16 protein-coding genes are annotated in these 19571 nt (G+C 39.8%); 3 read left to right on the top strand and 13 right to left on the bottom strand.

All coding sequences use genetic code 11. From position 1 onward, the window contains the following. Positions 1 to 41: 41 nt before the first annotated feature. Positions 42 to 1355: a DASH family cryptochrome gene (locus tag H5232_RS01410; protein WP_182767473.1), complete on the bottom strand. Its 1314-nt coding sequence runs from the start codon at positions 1353 to 1355 to the stop codon at positions 42 to 44. 94 nt (positions 1356 to 1449) lie between these two features. Here H5232_RS01410 and H5232_RS01415 point away from each other — a divergent pair, with 94 nt between their 5' ends. After that, positions 1450 to 2061, top strand: coding sequence for a flavin reductase family protein (locus H5232_RS01415; protein WP_182830501.1), 612 nt, complete (start codon positions 1450 to 1452; stop codon positions 2059 to 2061). A 107-nt stretch (positions 2062 to 2168) separates the two neighbouring features. Here H5232_RS01415 and H5232_RS01420 read toward each other — a convergent pair whose 3' ends face one another. After that, complete coding sequence (locus H5232_RS01420; RefSeq protein WP_182830494.1) at positions 2169 to 2597, bottom strand: OsmC family protein; 429 nt, start codon at positions 2595 to 2597, stop codon at positions 2169 to 2171. 219 nt (positions 2598 to 2816) lie between these two features. Further along, on the bottom strand, positions 2817 to 3416 hold the full coding sequence (locus H5232_RS01425) for an FMN-dependent NADH-azoreductase (protein ID WP_149980849.1): 600 nt from the start codon (positions 3414 to 3416) through the stop codon (positions 2817 to 2819). A gap of 361 nt (positions 3417 to 3777) precedes the next feature. Between H5232_RS01425 and H5232_RS01430 the strand changes: the two genes are divergently transcribed. Next, complete coding sequence (locus H5232_RS01430) at positions 3778 to 4281, top strand: DUF6622 family protein (protein ID WP_182731071.1); 504 nt, start codon at positions 3778 to 3780, stop codon at positions 4279 to 4281. A 44-nt stretch (positions 4282 to 4325) separates the two neighbouring features. On the opposite strand, the gene yghU is transcribed toward H5232_RS01430, so the two are convergent. The 4 genes from yghU to H5232_RS01450 all read right to left on the bottom strand — a co-directional run bounded on the left by yghU (position 4326) and on the right by H5232_RS01450 (position 11149). Next, a complete protein-coding gene (yghU, locus tag H5232_RS01435) occupies positions 4326 to 5165 on the bottom strand; it encodes a glutathione-dependent disulfide-bond oxidoreductase (protein ID WP_182739388.1) in 840 nt (279 codons plus the stop codon). Positions 5166 to 5677: 512 nt separating this feature from the next. Next, positions 5678 to 8971 (bottom strand): two-component regulator propeller domain-containing protein, encoded by a 3294-nt coding sequence (locus H5232_RS01440; protein WP_259400097.1) that lies wholly within the window; start codon positions 8969 to 8971, stop codon positions 5678 to 5680. Between the two features lie 794 nt (positions 8972 to 9765). Next, positions 9766 to 10362 (bottom strand): rhomboid family intramembrane serine protease, encoded by a 597-nt coding sequence (locus H5232_RS01445; RefSeq protein WP_145237407.1) that lies wholly within the window; start codon positions 10360 to 10362, stop codon positions 9766 to 9768. A gap of 103 nt (positions 10363 to 10465) precedes the next feature. After that, positions 10466 to 11149, bottom strand: a complete 684-nt coding sequence (locus H5232_RS01450; RefSeq protein ID WP_149980845.1) for a type 1 glutamine amidotransferase domain-containing protein — start codon at positions 11147 to 11149, stop codon at positions 10466 to 10468. Between the two features lie 144 nt (positions 11150 to 11293). Between H5232_RS01450 and H5232_RS01455 the strand changes: the two genes are divergently transcribed. Continuing rightward, the gene (locus tag H5232_RS01455) at positions 11294 to 12217 is read left to right on the top strand and encodes a LysR family transcriptional regulator (RefSeq protein WP_182758533.1); all 924 of its coding nucleotides are present in this window, start codon (positions 11294 to 11296) and stop codon (positions 12215 to 12217) included. Positions 12218 to 12225: 8 nt separating this feature from the next. Here the strand turns inward: H5232_RS01455 and H5232_RS01460 are convergent, their stop codons facing one another. From H5232_RS01460 to H5232_RS01485, 6 genes are all read right to left on the bottom strand, one after another. Then, positions 12226 to 12960, bottom strand: a complete 735-nt coding sequence (locus H5232_RS01460; RefSeq protein ID WP_149980843.1) for a dienelactone hydrolase family protein — start codon at positions 12958 to 12960, stop codon at positions 12226 to 12228. Between the two features lie 69 nt (positions 12961 to 13029). Beyond that, entirely contained in the window at positions 13030 to 14355 is a 1326-nt protein-coding gene (locus tag H5232_RS01465; protein WP_182717050.1) for a glycerophosphodiester phosphodiesterase family protein, read from the bottom strand. A 69-nt stretch (positions 14356 to 14424) separates the two neighbouring features. Continuing rightward, complete coding sequence (locus H5232_RS01470) at positions 14425 to 15270, bottom strand: carboxylate/amino acid/amine transporter (protein WP_182717051.1); 846 nt, start codon at positions 15268 to 15270, stop codon at positions 14425 to 14427. Between the two features lie 91 nt (positions 15271 to 15361). After that, positions 15362 to 16789 carry an amidohydrolase family protein gene (locus tag H5232_RS01475; protein ID WP_182739383.1) on the bottom strand — a complete coding sequence of 476 codons (1428 nt, stop codon included), beginning with the start codon at positions 16787 to 16789 and terminating at the stop codon, positions 15362 to 15364. Between the two features lie 143 nt (positions 16790 to 16932). Next, positions 16933 to 19065, bottom strand: a complete 2133-nt coding sequence (locus H5232_RS01480; protein ID WP_182739382.1) for a M3 family metallopeptidase — start codon at positions 19063 to 19065, stop codon at positions 16933 to 16935. 252 nt (positions 19066 to 19317) lie between these two features. Further along, positions 19318 to 19527, bottom strand: coding sequence for a hypothetical protein (locus H5232_RS01485; RefSeq protein WP_145237750.1), 210 nt, complete (start codon positions 19525 to 19527; stop codon positions 19318 to 19320). Positions 19528 to 19571: the final 44 nt, after the last annotated feature.

A 19571-nucleotide genomic window follows, 5' to 3' on the forward strand; every position in this document is an offset into this window, starting at 1 on the left:
CTACAACTTTTATTCTCACCACCGCTATTCTTTAAGCATTATTAACTGCTTAACGGCCAATCTGCGGCATCTAACGAGTCTATGGCGTGTACCTCATCACCTTGCCAGTGATTAATAAATTGATTATTAGCATCGTAGGTTTGGGTTTGCTTTACTAAATTGAAATGCCTACCCGAGCGAGGATCCGCGCCAACACCTGCAAGGTATTGCCAATTTCCCCAATTAGATGCCACGTCGTAATCAATCAGTTGTTGTTCAAAATAAGCAGCGCCAAAGCGCCAATCTAGCTTGAGCTCGTTTACTAAGCAGCTTGCAACTAATTGCCGGCCACGATTTGACATATAGCCGGTTTTATTCAGCTGTTTCATACATGCATTGACAATGGGATACGGTGTTGTGCCTGTGCACCATTGCTTAAATCGCTGTGGGTAAAAACTGGTTAGTGGCTTACGCTTTGTAATTCCGGCAAAAGAAAATAACTTATTGCCATAACGCAGGCTGTATAGTTGAAAGTATTCACGCCACAGTAATTCAAAATAAATCCAGTAAGTTGAGTCGTTTGCGCCATGAATGTGCTCATAATTACGCAAAGCGTTGACTATTTGCCGAGCACTAATGCAGCCATTAGCAAGCCAAGGAGAAAACTTGGTTGAGTTTTCAATACCAGCTAAAGCGTTGCGAGTTTCTTTGTAGGTAGATGGATTAGCACTTGAAAAGTAATCAGCTAGGTGATCAGTCGCACTTTGTTCACCACCTGCGAATAACGCTCGTTCTTTACTGACATTAGGCAATGTAGTTGGCCAAGGCATTGGAGCAATTAAAGGTCTGGCTATGTACTCTGGAGGATCTAAAAGTGTATTGATAGTGGGCGTTGTTTGCTCAATTAGCTTTCTGAATTGACTAAATGTTGCTGGCAGTTCATTAATAGTAAAAGGAAGTTGCTGGTTGTCATATAAGGTAAATGTATTAGCTTGTTTAATAACAAGATCACCATGATTTTTCGCTACATTGAGTAGCGTTTGCTGCTCATCGTAACCAATTTGTTCACTGCAATATAGAGTACGCACGTTGTGATGGTGATAATAATGTTCAATCACCTCATGAGCAGCTTGATGGTAGATCACTAAATGTTGCCCATAGTCTTTCAGAGTATTGTTTAACTGTTGTAAAGATTGCGCTAAAAACTGCCAGCGATGTTGTCCCATTGATTGGCAATCATGGTGATTGCTTTTAAACCATTGAGGGTCAACACAATATACAAAGCTAAGTGCTGTATCTTGCTTTGCAGCAAGAGAGATTAGTGCGTTATCGCTTAGTCGTAAATCGTTAGTAAACCAGTACAAAGAGTGTGTCATAGTAATAAAGCGTTTTTTTCATTTACTTTGTCTTTAATACGTAACAAAGTGAAAAGGCGTTTAGTTTAATGAGTTTAAATTTAATGAGGTGATGATGTATTTTGATTTAACTGATCCTGACGAGCAAAAAGGGGCATACAGTAAATTGGTTGGTGGGATCACGCCAAGGCCTATCGCATGGATAAGCACGTTAAGTAGTGATGGCGTGGCGAATATTGCGCCGTATTCATTTTTTACCGTGGCAAGTGTAAACCCGCCAGTGTTGAGTGTGACTCAGGTAAATCCAGCTGAGAATCAAAACAAGGATACCTTAAACAATTTACTGGCCACAAAAGAGTGCGTTATCAATGTGGTCAGTCATAATCTGGTGGAGCAAATGAATCAAAGTTGCGGTAATTTTTCTTCGCAAACTAGTGAATTTACGGCTGTGGGGATCGCATCATGTGCAAGTCAATCAGTAACTCCATTGGGGGTGGCAGCAGCTAAGGTTCGTTATGAATGTAGCTTACGTGACGTGGTCACTATTTCTGAACAAGCAGGTGGCGGGCAAATGATGTTATTAAATGTAGTTGGTATTTATATTGATGAAAGTGTACTTGTTAACGGCTATATTGACCCAAGAGCTTTAAATACCGTTGGTAAAATGGGCGGAGATTACTTTACGACAACGCATGATTTATTTAGCTTGGTTAGGCCAGAGATTTAGCTGAAATTTTACGTTATTTTATGTTTATACCTTTTACGTATAGTAAAAACCGTGCAGTAAAAAGCCAAGTAATAATTACTTGGCTTATATACGGTTAATTTTTTAGCTTAGTTGAGTGCCATAGTGAGAGATATCTCAGCATTCATTAATTTTGAGATAGGGCAGCCTTGTTTGGTTTGCTCGCACAGTTTTTTAAATTCTGATTCAGCAATACCGGCAACTTTTGCCTCTACACTTAAGGCTATATGACTAACCTCAAAGCCATCATCCACTTCATCTAAACTAACCACTGCACTGGTGGTGATATCATCAGCAACGTAATTTGCTTCAGTTAACGCAAGTGATAGCGCCATACTAAAGCAAGCACTGTGCGCCGCAGCTATTAGTTCTTCTGGGTTAGTGCCCGCTTTATCTTCAAAGCGCGTATTAAAACCATAGGGCTGATTATCTAAAGCGCCGCTTTCGGTGCTAATTTGACCTTTACCAGATTTAATATCGCCAGACCAATGTGATTGTGCAGATTTCTTAATCGTCATACTCATCTTCTTTGTAATAATTTCGCTAACTGTGAAAAGATTTCACCTTTGCATAGCGAAATGGGCGGTTTATAGAGAGTGTTGCAACATAAGCACCAAGTTTACAAAAGTATTGAATGTTGAGTTACACGGATCCACTGACGATAAGAATGTGTAATAAATGAAATCAGCATGGCTAACTAAAAAGCGATCCTTACTGACCGCTTGTTTATCAAAAAATTAAAGTGCCGATACGTAATCTGAAATTTCTTTACTAGCGGCGTTTTTGCTGTCATCACCACCTGGCATATTTAGGCCTTCAGCATAAATAAAGTCCACATCTTTGATGCCTAAAAATGCAAAAAAGTCTTTTAGATACTTAGTTTGCGTGTCCATATCAGTACCTAAGTACATACCGCCACGAGCAGCAAGAATAACTACTTTAGTATTTTCAACTAACCCAACTGGGCCTGTTTCAGTGTATTTAAACGTAATGCCAGCGCGAGCAACACGATCGATCCACGCTTTTAATGTAGATGGAATACCAAAGTTATACATAGGGACGCCCATCACGATGAGTTTATTATTTTGCAGCTCAGTGACCAACTCATCAGAAATAGCAGCCAGTTTGTTTTGCTCATCGCTACGCTCTGAAGGCTCTGTCATCCATGCGCCCATTTCAGCTTGAGTTAGGTGTGGTAATGGGTTTTCGGCAACATCCCGACGAGTCACTGTAATGTCAGTTTTTTGTGTAAGCTCAGCAATGAACTGTTCACTAAGCTGATGTGAATTACCGTTTTCACCGTTGAGTGATGAGTTGATTAATAATACGTTCTTCATAGCCGTTCCTTTAATTGTAAATTACTAATAAGAGCATATCCTTTTATATTACAAATTAACAATGCAATTTAATGGCTTAACCATTCGATTTAAGAGAATGTTTTAGTTTGCTGCTGAGTGGTTTTTGGTTATCAAATTGCGCTGTTGTTTTGCTACTACTGAAATGATGGCGATTACACTCTGCGATATTTGTTTGTCGTCGCCTTTTACTATTCTCTAAGTTAGCATCGAGATGGCACATTAAGCTTGCTACGTATATAAAGGTTAAAAAAATGTAATTGTAACTTTATTAATTATTGAAATAAGATTAAGCTCAAGGCACTAATACAATAAGCAATAACAACAATAAAAAGGAAGTTTAGTGATTGATATAATTAAACATACACCGCTGTGGGTGTTCGCGTTATTTGCCGGCCTGATTGTGCTTGGTGTCAAACAAACCCGAGCAAGAGAGGTCACGTTACGCAGTGTTTGTGTGTTACCTGTCGCAATGGCTGGCCTGTCAGTTTTTGGGGTGTACTCCGCATTTTCTGGTGTAATTGCATTAGCAGTTTGGTTTGTGTGTTTAGTACTTGGTTGGGGAGTCGCTCGTCAATTCGGTTTGCCAAAGGGAGTGCGCTACATAAGTGAGCAGCATGTGTTTCATATACCTGGTAGCAAAGTACCATTTATACTAATAATGGCCATTTTCTTTACTAAATATTGTGTTGGAGTGATGCTGGCAATACAACTAGCAGTTACGCAAAGTACAGAATTTATGGTTATTGTCAGCGCGATTTACGGTATTTTAAGTGGCATATTCTTAGCACGCGGCTTACAGATCCTGCAGGCGCGAAATAACCAAATAGATTTACAGCCAGCATAAGTAACAGCGCGGTTAGTCATACTAATCGCGCTGTTAGGTTTTCGTTAAAAGTCGCTTTTACTGTGGCGCTCGGCTAGTTGCTCATCTTCTGGGCCCCAAGTCCGGTTAACTCTACGACCACGCTTTACTGCAGGGCGGCGTTCAATCTGTTTTGCCCAGCGCATCACGTGGGTATATGATTCAACATCTAAAAACTCGGCGGCGTCGTATAAATATCCCAATACCAGCGAGCCATACCATGGCCAAATAGCAATATCTGCGATTGAATAGTCACTACCAGCCATGTAATCGTGATCACTTAAATGGCGGTTTAATACATCTAGCTGGCGTTTAACTTCCATCGTAAATCGGTCAATAGGATATTGCATTTTGTGTGGTGCATAGGCATAGAAATGACCAAAACCACCGCCTAAATAAGGTGCTGATCCCATTTGCCAAAATAACCAGTTACGGCATTCGGTTTTACTGGTGTGGTCGCTTGGCACTAGCGCATCAAACTTCTCTGCTAAGTATTGTAAAATAGCACCTGATTCAAACACCCGCGTTATAGGGGTCGTACTGTGATCCATCAGCGCTGGAATTTTTGAATTAGGGTTAACACCCACAAAGCCTGAGCCAAATTGATCGCCATCGCCGATTTTAATTAAAAACGCATCATATTCGGCTTCAGTGATACCAAGCTCTAACAGTTCTTCAAGCATGATGGTGACTTTTTGGCCATTAGGGGTTGCCAGTGAGTAAAGCTGAAGAGGGTGCTCACCAACTGGTAAATCTTGCTGGCGAGTCGCGCCTGCAATTGGTCGATTTATTTTTGCCCAGTCACCGCCACTTTCCGCGTCCCACTGCCATACTTTAGGCGGGGTATAGTTTTCGCTGTTACTCATCAAAACTCCTTAAACGTTGGTTACTTTAATTAAGGTTACGAACAACCCATCCTAGTTGATCATTTAGAGCAAGGGAAGCAAAGATAACTTTCATGAGTAATATGAAGATCATTTAGATGATGCAATGTTTATGTTGTCTCCGTTACTCAGCTTTAAATTACGACATTTAATCTTTGAGCCACTGAATACTTTCTATGAATTTGAACGACAATTGCGTTACCACATATCAATGAGTAATGTTATTAAATATGAGCTAAGCAGAGCTGCAGAGCTCATTCGTACAACTACGACCATCCCTTGATTGAGCATGACCACCAAAGCACTGATCACGCCGTTGTATTAGTGACAATGACGCTGAGATCATAAGGTATAATATAAACTGCCACGCCACGTAATAAGCATATCGTGTGTTTATTGGTTTACATCGCGGCTATTTTTTAAGTGTTTTTTGTATAATTAGAAGATAAACCTGCAACTACTTAACTCTATTTAATGGAGTAAACAAAAGTGTATTAATGCCACTTTATTTTATCCGGTTTAAGAATTGAAGACTCTACTTTTATTTGCTCGAGGTTGATCAATTGCTGCGTTTTTTCAGTGATGGCTACAAATAAATTATCATCGTAACAATCAATGTCGCTTAGTCCTACCCAAGCATTTCTTGTTGATTCTTTCGCTGCATACAAACAGTGATCGGCAATATCTACAACTCGTTCCCAATTTAAACTTTCGGGATTATTTATTGAAAAAGGAAAACTAGCATAGCCAATTGAGCATGTTTTTTTGATAATAGTTCCGTCATCTATGACAAAATTATGCATTTCAAACGATGCTCTTAATCTTTCCGCAAGTAGCGGTGCATTTTTTCGGTCGGTAAAGCGGGCAACTACTAAAAACTCTTCACCTCCCCACCTCACAAGATAGTCGGTATTTCTAAAAACGTGTTTTAAAATAGGTTTAATTTGCATTAATACGCTATCACCTGCGGCATGACCATAAAGATCATTTATTTGTTTAAAGTGATCTAGGTCGATTATAAAAAAGATTAAGTCTGATTCACTATGATTTTCAATATCATTATTTTGATCATGATTGCGATATTTTCGTAGTACTAAGTCAATGTCTGTTTGCAAATTATTAGCGACAAATCGTCTGTTATTTAACCCTGTGAGTTCGTCGGTTACAGTAATTTTAGCTAGTTCTTCATTCGCTTTTTGTAAACCTAGTGTCCGTTCAGCCACTTTAATTTCTAATTGCTCATTTAGCTTCTTTATAAATATGACTTTTTTGCGTTGCGCGCGCACAAATAGCCAAATAATGAACAGGAGTAACGTGCAATAAAATGAGTATGCCCACCATGATAGCCATGGCGGTGGTAATACAGTGACTTTAAGGGCTACTCCTTTTTCGTTCCAAATGCCATATGGATTGCTGGCTTTAACGCGTAAAATATAATTGCCGGTTGGTAAATTGGTATATGTTGCGCGGCGGTTTTTATAAGTAGTTGTGATCCACTTTTCATTAAAACCTTCCATTTTATAGGCATATTGATTCTTTTTGGGATTGGAAAAATGCAGTGTACTAAATTCAAATGTTACAAGGTTTTGTTGATGAGTTAAGGTGATTGCAGAAGTGGAGTGAATTGGTTTTTCTAAAGAATAGCTACTATTAGGCGTGTTTTTAATTATGTCTGATTTTTTATCTAATGGTACTACATTGCTGATAGGTACGGATTGGTTAGATAGTAACATATCGGTAATAACAACCTTTGGTTGTTGGGTATCACTGATTATTTTATCGGGGAAAAAACGATTAAAACCATTGATCCCGCCAAAAAATAATTCACCGCGTTTATTTTTAAATGATGCATCAGCATTAAACTCGTTACTTTGTAATCCATCATCCATATTGTAATTTTTAAATGTTTTTGTATTAAAATCAAAGTTAGATAAACCAAGATTTGTGCTCAGCCAAAGACTGCCTTTATTGTCTTCTTCAATCCTATAAATAACGTTATTAGGTAGGCCATCTTTTTTCAGAAAACGAGTGAATTTACCGGTAGTTTTGTTGAATAAGTTAAGGCCACTGGCGGTACCTATCCAAATATTTCCCTTTCGATCTTCGGTAATCGCGTAGACAGTGTCATTACTTAAGCTGCTAGGATCTGTTGGCTGATGTTTGTAATTAATAAATTTTTCGGTGTTTGGATTAAAAACATTAAGGCCCTTCCAAGTCCCTAGCAAAAGATCACTTTGTTGATCTTCAGTGATCACCCGAATACTGTCATTACTTATACTATTAGGGTTATCTGCTTGATAGCGATAATGAGTAAATTGCTCCGTAATTGGATTAAAGCGATTAAGACCTTTCCACGTGGCAAACCAAAGATCGCCATGCTGGTCTTCAGTAATGGCACTAACCGCATTATCACTTAGGCTGTTAGCATTGCTAGGATCATGACGATAGTGAGTAAATTCCCCTGTCATTGGATTAAAACGATTAAGGGCATTACCATCAGTGCCTATCCAAAGATTATTTTGGCGATCTTCAGTGATGGCATAGACTTTATCGTCGCTCAAACTGTTGGGATCATCTTCATTATAACGGTAATGAGAGAACTGCTCGGTGACGGAATCAAAGCGATTCAAACCGCCTCCCCAAGTTCCTACCCACAGTATGCCTCGACTGTCTTCGGTAATAGCGCGTATTATATTATTACTTAAACTGTTGGGTTTATTAGCTTGATGATGGTAGTGAGCAAATTGTTTAGTAAGTGAGTTTAAGCGATTAAGTCCGCCGCCATCGGTTCCTATCCAAAGATTACCCTGTTGGTCATAAGTGATGGCTCGAATATTGTCATTACTTAAACTATTTAGGTTTGTTGTCTGATTGCGATAGTGGGTAAATTTTTGGGTTTTTAAGTTGAGATAATTGAGTCCACCACCTAAAGTTCCTAACCAAAGGTTACCTTCTTGATCTGCGGTAATGGCTGCTATTTCATTATGGCTCAGACTCTTGGGCACAGTTGCATTATGGATATAGCGAGTAAATTTATCGTAAGTGATATTAAAATAATTAAGGCCGCCACCCTTTGTTCCTACCCATAGATTACCTTGTTTATCTTCAAGAATGGCACTGACAGCATTATTACTTATACTATTAGGGTTTGTTGCTTGGTGTTTGTAATGAGTAAATTGTTCAGTGATAGGATTAAAACGATTTAAGCCGCCACTCCACGTGCCTACCCATAGGTTTCCTTGTTGATCTTCAGTAATAACACTAACAGCATCATCACTTAAGCTTGCAGAGTTTGCTTGCTGATGACGATAATGAGTAAATTGTTCGGTGACAGGATTAAAACGGTTAAGGCCTCCACCGTCTGTCCCCACCCAAATATTTCCCTGTTTATCTTGCGTAACAGCATGCACGGTATCATTACTTAAACTGTTTAGATTTGTTGCTTGATGGCGATAATGCGTAAATTGTTCAGTTGTAGAGCTAAAGCGATTTAGGCCACCACCTCTGGTGCCGATCCAAAGATCGCTCTGTTGATCTTGAAAAAGAACAGTTACATAATTATTTGAGAGTGAGTGGAGATTATCTAAACTATTTTTGAAAACTTTAAACTCATAACCATCATAACGGGCCAAACCCTCTTCAGTACCAACCCATAAAAACCCTTTACGATCTTGTAACACCGCTTTCGCGCTGCTTTGAGGTAAGCCATCTTTGATAGATAGACGTTCAAAATGAACTGATGGCGAGTTAGCAAAAGCAAATGACATTGCAAATATGAGTGCTAACAAAACTATGCTCAGGTGTTTAATTATCTTTGTCAAAAATAGGACTCCGATCTACTATGTTTTATGGCTAAATAATTCTTAAAAAGAGTAATAATCAGCTAATAGCTACTCTTGATTGTAGTTATTTACCTGTTGAGCCATCGTTTACGCTAGGAAAATAGCAGCTTCGATTCATAATCATACTTTGAGAGTTATACACGAAGAAATAGTTTCTTGTTAAGGTATTGCTTTAATTATAGGTTCTATAACCGAGTGTAGTTAGTTATTAAGTAAATTTAAGTAGCTTAATCATTAAAAAGGCTCAACATTATTGACAAAGTATAATAATTTAGCAGTATCGATATCTGATTAATAGCTAGCAAAATGCTGAAATCACTAATACAAGATTGCGGTTTCATTCAGACTCGGGATAAAACAAACCTGCAGCTAAAGTTGGTTCCATATCGATTGAGCGCCCCTAATTTACTCGAAGTTTGTTACCTGTTCAGCAATAATTATGGTTATTTTGCTGTACCGCCCACGATTATAGTTATTGCCAAGATGGTACATATGAGCAAAGGCATATTGTTGATAATGGACTTCGTGAATGTGTAGCTGAAGTAAGCGAGGTGTAAATAGCACAACTCATGCTCGCGGTGTGCGTGTTGGCGGTAGTCCATATTCTCCAACAACATTTAGATGGGGTTATGGTTGGCCTTATCCTCTAGGATATAAAGCGCTAACCGAAATTGAGAAAGCGCAAATTTATTTAATCCGAGATAATGACGGTTAATATTTTATCTTTAACCTTGCTAACTTTAAAGCTTGTAACTTGCGCTTTTCTTATCTTGTTTTGCTAAATAATAGCCAATAAGAATACCAGCGAGTGCGCCAAACAGGTGGCTTTCAAATGACACATGGGGACGCTGTGGCAAAACACCCCAAATTAAACCACTATATAAAAATACCACCGCGACACTAATAGCAATGGCCTTAAATGACCGATGCATAATGCCGTAGCAAATTAAAAAGCCCCACAAGCCATAAAGTACACCGCTCAGGCCAACGTGAATATTAGCGCGACCAAATAGCCAAACCAGTAATCCTCCAACCACAGCAGTAAAGATAAATACAGCCCAAAACCGTTTGACGCTATATTGGCAGACTAGCCAGCCAAGCACTGCAAATGGGATTAAGTTACTAAGCAAATGTGCCCAGCCGCCATGTAAAAAAGGCGCGAAAAAAATACCCGTTAAGCCACTTAGACTGCGAGGGTAAATACCTAATCCATTTAAGTTAACGCCTGGTAAGCTATTAATAATTTGCAGTAAAACACACAATAAAATAATACCAATAAGCGTAAAGCGTTTACTGACTAGAGGAGGAATGCTCAAAGAGCTTTTTGGGTTTGCCATACATCACTTAATTTTAAATATGTTTGACTGAGTATACCTATCCTGATGCTTAATTGAAAAGCCTTGCTGGGTTAAGCAAGGCTTTAGTTACAATATTAAAGAATTAGCCTAATTGGGTTAGCAGTTTTTGCGCTGCAAGCTCAGAGCTGGCAGGATTTTGACCGGTGATCAATAAGCCATCGACTAATGCGAGCACACCCCAATCATCCGTTTTTTGGTAATCACCGCCTTTTTTGATCAGCTCATCTTCTACCAACAATGGAACAATGTCAGTAAGTTGCACAGCGGCTTCTTCACTATTGCTAAAGCCAGTTACTTTCTTACCTGCAACCAATGCACTGCCATCTGAATTTTTAGCATTTAAAAACACGGCACTTGCGTGGCAAACAGCTGCAACAGGCTTTTCTGTTTTGATAAAGTCTTCAATCAATGAAATTGAGTCTGTATTATCAACTAAGTCCCATAATGGGCCATGACCGCCTGGGTAAAATACGGCGTCAAAGTCGCTGGCATTTACATCACCAAGCGCTTTTGTATTGGCCATCAATGTTTGTGCTGCACTGTCGTTATCAAAACGTTTTGTAGCATCTGTTGCGGCATCAGGTGCGGCGCTATTTGGATCAATCGGTGGTTGCCCGCCTTTTACTGATGCGAGTGTAACCTCAGCACCGGCATCAATAAATGCATAATAAGGAGCCGCAAATTCTTCAACCCAAAAGCCCGTTTTATGACCGGTATTGCCAAGCTCTGCATGAGAGGTAAGAACCATAAGTATTTTTTTAGCCATAACCATATTCCTTCTGATGATTTAAATTTTTAATTTATCTTACTAACTACTATAAGCACTAAGGTTACTTTAAACAACGATGATAAATTCAACTTTATTGGTTTAATAGTTGATACAATAAAGTAAGTCAGTATAGGAGATCTTATGAAGGTATCGTTTGAGCAACTCAAAAGTATGGTGGTATTTGCACAAATTGTAGAGCAGGGCAGTTTAACGGCGGCCGCCAAACAATTGGGGTTTACTCGTGCAGTGGCAAGTTATCACTTAAAAAAATTAGAAACCCAACTGGAAGTGACGCTGCTTAATCGTTCAACGCGAACTATGGCACTGACCGAAGCGGGGATTGCGTATTATGAGCGCTGCAGAATTATTACTGAGCAAGCTAATGCGGCTAAACAGCAAATAGAAAATATAAAAAGCGAACCACAAGGCTTACTTAAAATTAGCTGCCCGGTGAATGTCGGTATGCAGTTGGTTGTGCCTGCAATCAATGATTTTAAACGTCAGTATCCCAAAATCGATATTGATTTACAGTTAAGTGATGAAGTGATTGATATTATTAAAAATGGCTTTGATTTTGCGATTCGCGGTGTTGCGCTTAGTGACTCCAATTTACAAGCGACTAAACTCACTACTATGAGTACCTGTATTTGTGGTTCGCCAGATTATTTTGCCCATTACGGTAAACCTAAAACTCCAGCGCAATTAAGCGAACATCAATGGGTGGTGTATCAGCTCGGCAGTAAAACATTAACGCTACAAAAAGATGGTAAAAAGCATAACTTAACTATGCAAGGTGGTTTAAGGACTAATAACGCTGCTGCGCGAACTGCTTTTGTTGAAGCAGGCCATGGTATCGGGCGTATTCCACTTTACGATGCATGGCCAAAAGTTCAAGCTGGGCTATTGGAAATTATACTCGATGACTATAAAAGTAAAGATATAGAACTTTACGGCGTATTTCCACCCGGCGGCGCCGATTCTAAGAAGTTGCGCTTATTTATCGATTATTTAAAGGATTATTTTATAAAAAGGCATACCGCATTGGGTATGCTTAAAAATGTCTAATTTATGGCTTACAAAGTACGGTTAAATAATGCAACGGCTTGCTGGTACATGGTGATTGCTAGTGCGCCGTCGTATCGCTCACCCTCATCACGCATAAAGGCATGTTGGGCGTTAACTTCTTGCCATTGGTAATTAATACCCGTACTAACAGCTTGTTGATAAATTTTGTCGCGACCTTGTTGTGGCACATGGGGGTCTTGCTTTCCCCAAATAAAGTGAATCTCACCTTGTATATCAGCCATGCGTTCAAACGAGTTATTACCGGCTTGTGCGGGGAGTGTATCGCTATGAATGTCGGTGGCATATAAGCAAAATGCGGCTTTTATGTGTGGGTTTAATGCGGCTCTATAAGCTAAGTGACCGCCAATACAGACACCCATAGTACCTACAGAGCCGGTGCAATAGTCTTGTGTTTGTACAAAGTCGATTAACGCTTGGGTATCGCTGTCGTGGGATTCAAGCGGTTTTGCCCATTTATCGTTATTGCCTTTATCTTTACCCGCATCATCATAGGCAAGCACTGTCCCGATAGGGTTTAGCTCATGAAACACTTCTGGCACAAGTACTACAAAACCATGGCTTGCTAAAAGTGCAGCGCTGCGAGCAATAGGCGCGGTTTGCTGAAATATTTCAGAATAAAAAATAATCGCGGGAAATTGCCCTGACATTTCGGGGCGGTAAACCGTGGTGCGCATTAAACCTGTTGGGGTAGGCAAGTCTGCATGGTGGTGTTGGATGATCATAAAAGCGCTCAGTTAAATAATATAAAATATATGGTAACTGAGCGCGATAAAATAAACACGCCTTAAAGTTTAAATACTTGCAGGCATTTTATTACAGCTAGCATAGTAACTTACGGTTGCTGGCCAATCGGAAAATATCCCCATGACCCCCACTTCTTGTGCTAAAACATCAACCACAGTTAACATGTCGCCATCGTTATCTATAACATCACTAATAGATTGATAATAATAACCGCCGCCTTCATTTAGAGGGCCAGAGCGTTCAAGGCTCCATGCAATAATATTAAGCCCTGCGGCCTTAGCATCTATAGCGTACTGTGAGGGTACAATATTACTGTCGTTATCTATGGTTAGCAGCATCCAAATAGGGGGCGCTATAATTTTAACGCCATCAGTAGCTAGCTCTGCCATGCTTGGCTGCCATGTTGCTGCGTTATTAGGATCAAACCCTGCATTGCTGTCGCGACCATCCAAATACACACTTTGCGCTGCAAATTCAGGATTAGTGTTAATCCAATATTCTACGTCGGCTAGGTTAAATGATTGCGGATAAACATGGTTTGCGGGTACGTCCATTTGCGTGTATTCATCCAGCATTTTTTGTGCATATTGCGCTTGGGTCATACCATTAAAAGGCATGCTCACTTGAGGCGATTTCAGCTCCGGGGTCATTTTTACACCCAGCTCTTTAAATAGCGCAATACTTTGTTTATGGGTCATGAGTGTACCTGAGGTGGCGTATAAATCAGTGCGCCAACTCGGTGTTCCATTCATATAATCGTTAACATTGGTGGCATTGGTGTTCGCGCCATCCATTTTACCCTCAAGGGTTAAAAATTCCGCCAGGCTAATATCGCTGGTGCAACATTTAGCTGCAGCGGGTGTGCCACTGTTAGGATCCGCTGGCGTAAATGGCACACTGCATTTAGCGGCAAGTTCTGGGATCGCTAAAATATTAGTGGTGGTATGTAAATCGCATTGTGAATGGCGGCATACAAGCTCTTTATCATTTGTAAACGTCACATCGCACTCGACAATGCCAGCGCCCATACGAGCTGCTGCAATGTAAGATTCTTTAGTGTGCTCTGGGTATTGCATAGGTGCACCGCGGTGACCAATTGAAAAATCAGTACGATAAAAAGGGCCGTCTTTGCACGATTCTAATTTTGTTTTTAGTGCGCTGGTGGCCATATCGTCAATTAAGTAGTCGGGGCGAGCACCGAGTTGAATATTCGTACCTTGCGCGACTTCAACAATAACCGGGGTAGGAACTTTAACAATTTCAACCTCAGTGTTGGTAACAACCACTTCTTTTTCGACTATTTCTACATCGTCATCGCAGCCAGCGAGTGTAATTAATAATAAACAACTAGTCAGTAAAGGTGTGTGCTTCATTATTTTTCCTTAAAAATCAAAGTGGACGCTACCTTACTAATTATTAGTGACAGTTTAACTACAGGGTAACTAATTTACTCTTTTAGCCATTATTTGGTTTATCACTAAGGCAAATAGCATAACCCCCGCGCCAATACTTAATCTGAGTATGTCCGCGTCTCTATTCCAAATAAGTACATTAACAACAATGCCTGCAGGAATAAGCAAGTTGTTCATCACCGCCAGTGCGCCCACATTGACAAGTGTGGCGCCTTTATTCCACATAAAATAGCCAACACCAGATGCCACAACTCCTAAATAAATCAATATGCCCCATTGTGTTGAGGTGCTTGGTAATTTGTTTGAGTTACCAAATAAGACATAACAGCTACTTGCAACAATCAGTGCGCCAATAAAAAACCAGCCAAATACAGTTTTATCATCAAGCTGCTTACCCAGCATTAAGCGTTTGTAGGTTACTTGTCCTACAGCGAAACTAATATTAGCGCCTTGTACCAGTAATAATCCGACTAAGAAGTTACTGTCTAAGTTTTCATAGCGAATAGTAATTGCACCCAGCACGGCAATAAAAGCGACTATAAAAAACTGTGGGTTAAAATACTTGTTGCACGCATCGTTTAATAACGTGATGTAAAGCGGGGTCATTACGGTAAATAGCAGTACTTCAGGCACACTTAAGAACAAAAATGAGTGGTAATAAAAGCTATACATAATACCGAGTTGTACTGCGCCTATCAGCATGAGTTTGCAAGCAAGTTGGGGAGGTGTTCGTTTTAAAAACGGTAAAAATAGCAGTGTGGCTAGGGCTACGCGAATTAATACACTAAACCAAGCATCAACTTGACCTGCTAAATATACGCCAATTAAACTAAATGAAAACGCCCATAATAGAGTGACGGCAAATAAGTAGCCCATAGTGCTTACTCCAAACTAAAAGCGCGAGTGTATACTACAAAGAGTATTAAAGGGAGTGGCTCAGTGAAGTAACCTGAGCCCGGTGATTAATTTACTGTTGTGAACTAACGAATTGCTTGGCATCTACTTTTAGCTGTTCAAGTGCTGCTTGATTGTAATAACGACTATGAGAAATAACCCCAGTGAGCTTTTGCGTGTTACGTACATCAATTAATGGGTTATCAGTTAAGAAAATGATATCGGCGGTTTTGCCTTCTGTAAGTTCTCCAAACTGCGCCGTTTTACCTAAAAACTGTGGTCCAGCAAGTGTTGCTGATTGCAATGTTTGTAATGGCGTTAAGCCATAATCACTAAAAATAGCCAGCTCTTGATGAAGAGATAAACCTGGGTAAATATACGAATTTAAAAATCCAGCGTCGGTCCCAGCAATAATTGATACGCCAGCCTGTTGTGCTAAAGGTAGTAATTGAGCTGTTTTAACAAAGCGTTCTTTACGTTGTTTGATTTGATCTTGGGTATCTTTATTGGCTCTGTCTACACGCCATTGGTAAGTGGCTTTAAGACCTTTACCTAAATAATTTAAAAACTCATCATCTTGATGGTTATCTTCATCAATATAAGCGGTGATTTGACCACCAATTAAAGTAGGTACTACGGCCGTGTTATTTTGAGCTAACACGGCGTATTTATTTAAAGCTGTTTGGTTATCAATATTTGCTGTAATAATTGGCAAAGCACTGCGGTAACTCAGTTCACCTGAAGCCACTTTTGCTGATATTTCAGGTTCATTAATTGCTGCGGCTTTTAACAAGTAGGTCATATGCTCAATGGCATCTAACCCTGCATTTGATACATCTGTAACTGATAGCGAAAACGGAATATGACCAGATATTTGGTAGCCACGTTTTTTCACTTCTTTAACTGCTTTTAAATAAAGTTCAGGTGTTAATGCACTATCGGTGATTTTCACAAAATCCACATTCATAGCATCAAGCGTATCAATAGCAGCATTCATTTCCTCGACAGTTTCAACTTCTAAGTCGCCAGGCCAAATAGAGTCTTTACCTTCGAGTTTGGGCCCTGATGTATAAATGGTCGGGCCAACTAATTGGTTATTATTAATTTGCTCTCGCCAGCTTAAAACTGACTCACTTAAATCAGCAGCAGCATCACGTACTGTAGTAATGCCATACGCAAGGTAAAGTGGTAACAGGGCTTTGTTTTCGGCTATAAGCGCTTCACCGCCGCCAAAATGGACATGCATATCCCAAAGGCCTGGCATTAAAAATTGATCATTAGCATCAATGTAATTCTCAGTAATGTAGTTATTTTTTAGTGAGTTGTTAGCGCGCTTTATGATCACACCATCGCGAATAGCAAGGGATTGTTCAACGCTGAGTTGTCCGGTTGTTACGTCGATGATCGTCGCATTAGCGATCACTATATCGGCGTGCTCAGTTGGCTCTGTAGCACATGCACTTAGTAGTAAGCAAGTTGAAAATAAAAGTATATTTTGCATTGTGTAACCTAAATTTTTTATTTAGATTAGCATATATATCTTCTGTAAGGTGTTGATTTGAGTTAGGAGGTAACAAGGTTAGGATGAATAATGGCGATAAAAAATGAGAGCCCATTACGGACTCCCATTATAATTAGTTTGGCTTACTTAACTAAACCACGGCGCTTAAGTAGGGCGTCGGTAGTTGGCTTTTGACCACGGAACTCAATATAGCTTTGCATTAAGTCGCGGCTGTTACCTTTTGATAAAATCTCTTTGCGGAAGCTATCACCGTTGTCACGAGTTAAGCCGCCTTGCTTTGTCATATGCGCAAAGGCATCAGCTGCAAATACTTCAGTCCAAAGGTATGCATAGTAACCTGCTGAATAGCCACCAGCAAAGGTGTGGCTAAAGTAGCAAGACTTATAACGCGGTGGTACTGGGTAGTAAGCAATGCCGTGTTTCTCTAACGCGTCATGCTCAAATTTTTGTACATCAGTTATTTTCTTATCAACACCAAATGAATGCCATTCCATATCAAGTAATGCTGCAGCTAAATACTCAGTGGTACCAAAACCTTGGTTGAAGTTTTGTGACTCAAGTACTTTGTCGAGTAATTCTTTAGGAATTGGTTCACCCGTCTTGTAATGCTTCGCGTAGTTAGCAAGTACAGTTGGTTCGATGTTCCAATCTTCGTTCGCTTGTGACGGGAATTCAACAAAGTCACGAGCTGTTGCAGTGCCTGCAAGGCTTGGGTATTTTACGTCTGAGAACAAACCGTGTGCCGCATGACCAAATTCATGGAACATAGTCGTAACTTCGTCAAAAGTCATCAGTGTTGGCTGACCATCTGCAGGTTTAGGAATGTTTTGCGCGTTATAAATTACAGGTTTTGTGCCTTTTAAGCCACTTTGGCTAACATATGCACTCATCCAAGCACCGCCACGTTTACCCTCACGAGCATAAGGGTCCATGTAGAATAAACCAATAGAACTACCATCGGCGTTGAACACTTCAAACGCCATTACATCTTCGTGATAAAGTGGTAAATCTTTACGCTCTTTGAAAGTAATGCCGTATAGTTTTTCCATCGCAAAGAATAAACCGTTATGGATCACTGATTGCATTTCAAAGTATGGCTTAACTAAAGCAGGATCTAGGTCGTACTTAGCTTGGCGCACTTTTTCAGAATAGAATGCCCAGTCCCATGGTTGTACAGTAAACTTTTCGCCTGATGCATCAATTACTTTTTGAATTTCAGCAGCTTCAGCTTTTGCTTTATTTACGGCTTTAGGTGCTAAGTCATCTAATATGCCATAAACGTTTTCAGTGGTTTTAGCCATACGTGTGGTCATTACATATGAAGCCCAATTTTTGTAGCCAAGTAGTGCTGCTTTTTGAGCGCGCAAATTGGTTTCTTTGATAATGATAGGGCCATTGGTATTTTGCGCACGAGTCGTTGATGCTTTAAAAATACGTTCACGTAACTTACGGTTTTCTAGGCTGCTGAGAATCGGCTGTTGCGTGGTGTTCACTAACGTGATCATGTAGCCTTCTTTACCTGCTTTTTTAGCGGCAGCGGCAAGGCTTGCTATTTCAGCGTCAGAAAGGCCAGCAAGTTCGCTTTTATCGGTTACTAATACCACGTCCTCTTTAAACGATTTTAATACGTTTTGCGAGAAGGCTGTTGATAACTTGGCAAGCTCTGCGTTGATTTCACGCATTTTGGCTTTTTGTGCTTCATCTAATTTTGCACCAGCGTTAACAAACTTAGTGTAGTAAAACTCAACTAAACGCTGATCTTCGGCATTTAACTTCGCTTTATTGCCATTAATGGTTTCAACACGTGAAAATAATGCTTTGTTAAGATAAATATCATCAGAATGCGCAGATAACACTGGGGCCATTTTTGCTGCAATACGTTGATACTCATCATTAGAGATCAAACCAGATAAGTTATAGAAAGCGGTTGAAACGCGATCAAGCAATTCGCCAGATAGTTCTAATTCAACTAAGGTGTTTTTAAATGTAGCTGGAGCTGGGTTGTTAGCGATAGCCGTGATTTGCGCTTTTTGCTGCGCAATACCTGCATCAAATGCCGGTTCATAATCACTGGTACCAAATTTATCAAATTCTGGTGCCATATATTGTAATGGACTTGGTTTCATTAATACGTTGTCTACATTGGCTGTTTGTACTTGAGTCGTTTGCTCTTTTGTATCTGCATCGTTTTGCGAACTACAAGCAGATAATAATAATGCACTAGCAATTGTAGTTGCTATAAGGGTCTTACGCATGAGAACTCCATAAAATAGGTGAGCCTTGAAAAACAGGCGAGACATAAAACACCCATAACTTAGCAAATTTTCATGTATATACAACTAAGTTTATCGGTTTAAGGTGGGGATTGAGCGCAAAAAACGTGTTTTTAGGTAAAAATAGTGCAAATCGAGAAATAGTAGCCTTAAACAGTAGGACGTATTAAAGCTACTACAGGTTGGTACTTAATTGAGAATTTTGGTTTATATTGCATGCGCGAAGTAGCAAAATTAGTTGTAACCTAAAACAAACTTTTTTTCGCTACCAAAACTTGCCGGTTGCTGGTGACCAAACTCTTTGTTAATGCAATTAAGAGTATGTTCTTGCTCTGCAAGCACAGACAAAATTTTATTGCGGTATTCAATACTTGATTCAAACAGTTGCAAATCAACTAAAGGTTGTAGCGTGGCTAATTTTTGATTTAAGGTCAGTTGTGACATCATTCGTTCCTCGTGCTTTATTTAAGCTTACAGTACTTATATAG

This window comes from Pseudoalteromonas sp. SG41-5 (assembly GCF_014164495.1).
GTDB lineage: Bacteria > Pseudomonadota > Gammaproteobacteria > Enterobacterales > Alteromonadaceae > Pseudoalteromonas > Pseudoalteromonas rhizosphaerae.

Excerpts from the sequence above, each read along its gene's own strand:
- H5232_RS01475 (WP_182739383.1), bottom strand. The coding sequence starts at position 16,789 with ATGCAAAATATACTTTTATTTTCAACTTGCTTACTACTAAGTGCATGT.
- H5232_RS01480 (WP_182739382.1), bottom strand. The coding sequence starts at position 19,065 with ATGCGTAAGACCCTTATAGCAACTACAATTGCTAGTGCATTATTATTA.
- H5232_RS01450 (WP_149980845.1), bottom strand. The coding sequence starts at position 11,149 with ATGGCTAAAAAAATACTTATGGTTCTTACCTCTCATGCAGAGCTTGGC.
- H5232_RS01425 (WP_149980849.1), bottom strand. The coding sequence starts at position 3,416 with ATGAAGAACGTATTATTAATCAACTCATCACTCAACGGTGAAAACGGT.
- H5232_RS01455 (WP_182758533.1), top strand. The coding sequence starts at position 11,294 with ATGAAGGTATCGTTTGAGCAACTCAAAAGTATGGTGGTATTTGCACAA.
- H5232_RS01445 (WP_145237407.1), bottom strand. The coding sequence starts at position 10,362 with ATGGCAAACCCAAAAAGCTCTTTGAGCATTCCTCCTCTAGTCAGTAAA.
- yghU (WP_182739388.1), bottom strand. The coding sequence starts at position 5,165 with ATGAGTAACAGCGAAAACTATACCCCGCCTAAAGTATGGCAGTGGGAC.
- H5232_RS01465 (WP_182717050.1), bottom strand. The coding sequence starts at position 14,355 with ATGAAGCACACACCTTTACTGACTAGTTGTTTATTATTAATTACACTC.
- H5232_RS01415 (WP_182830501.1), top strand. The coding sequence starts at position 1,450 with ATGTATTTTGATTTAACTGATCCTGACGAGCAAAAAGGGGCATACAGT.
- H5232_RS01420 (WP_182830494.1), bottom strand. The coding sequence starts at position 2,597 with ATGACGATTAAGAAATCTGCACAATCACATTGGTCTGGCGATATTAAA.
- H5232_RS01460 (WP_149980843.1), bottom strand. The coding sequence starts at position 12,960 with ATGATCATCCAACACCACCATGCAGACTTGCCTACCCCAACAGGTTTA.
- H5232_RS01410 (WP_182767473.1), bottom strand. The coding sequence starts at position 1,355 with ATGACACACTCTTTGTACTGGTTTACTAACGATTTACGACTAAGCGAT.
- H5232_RS01470 (WP_182717051.1), bottom strand. The coding sequence starts at position 15,270 with ATGGGCTACTTATTTGCCGTCACTCTATTATGGGCGTTTTCATTTAGT.
- H5232_RS01485 (WP_145237750.1), bottom strand. The coding sequence starts at position 19,527 with ATGTCACAACTGACCTTAAATCAAAAATTAGCCACGCTACAACCTTTA.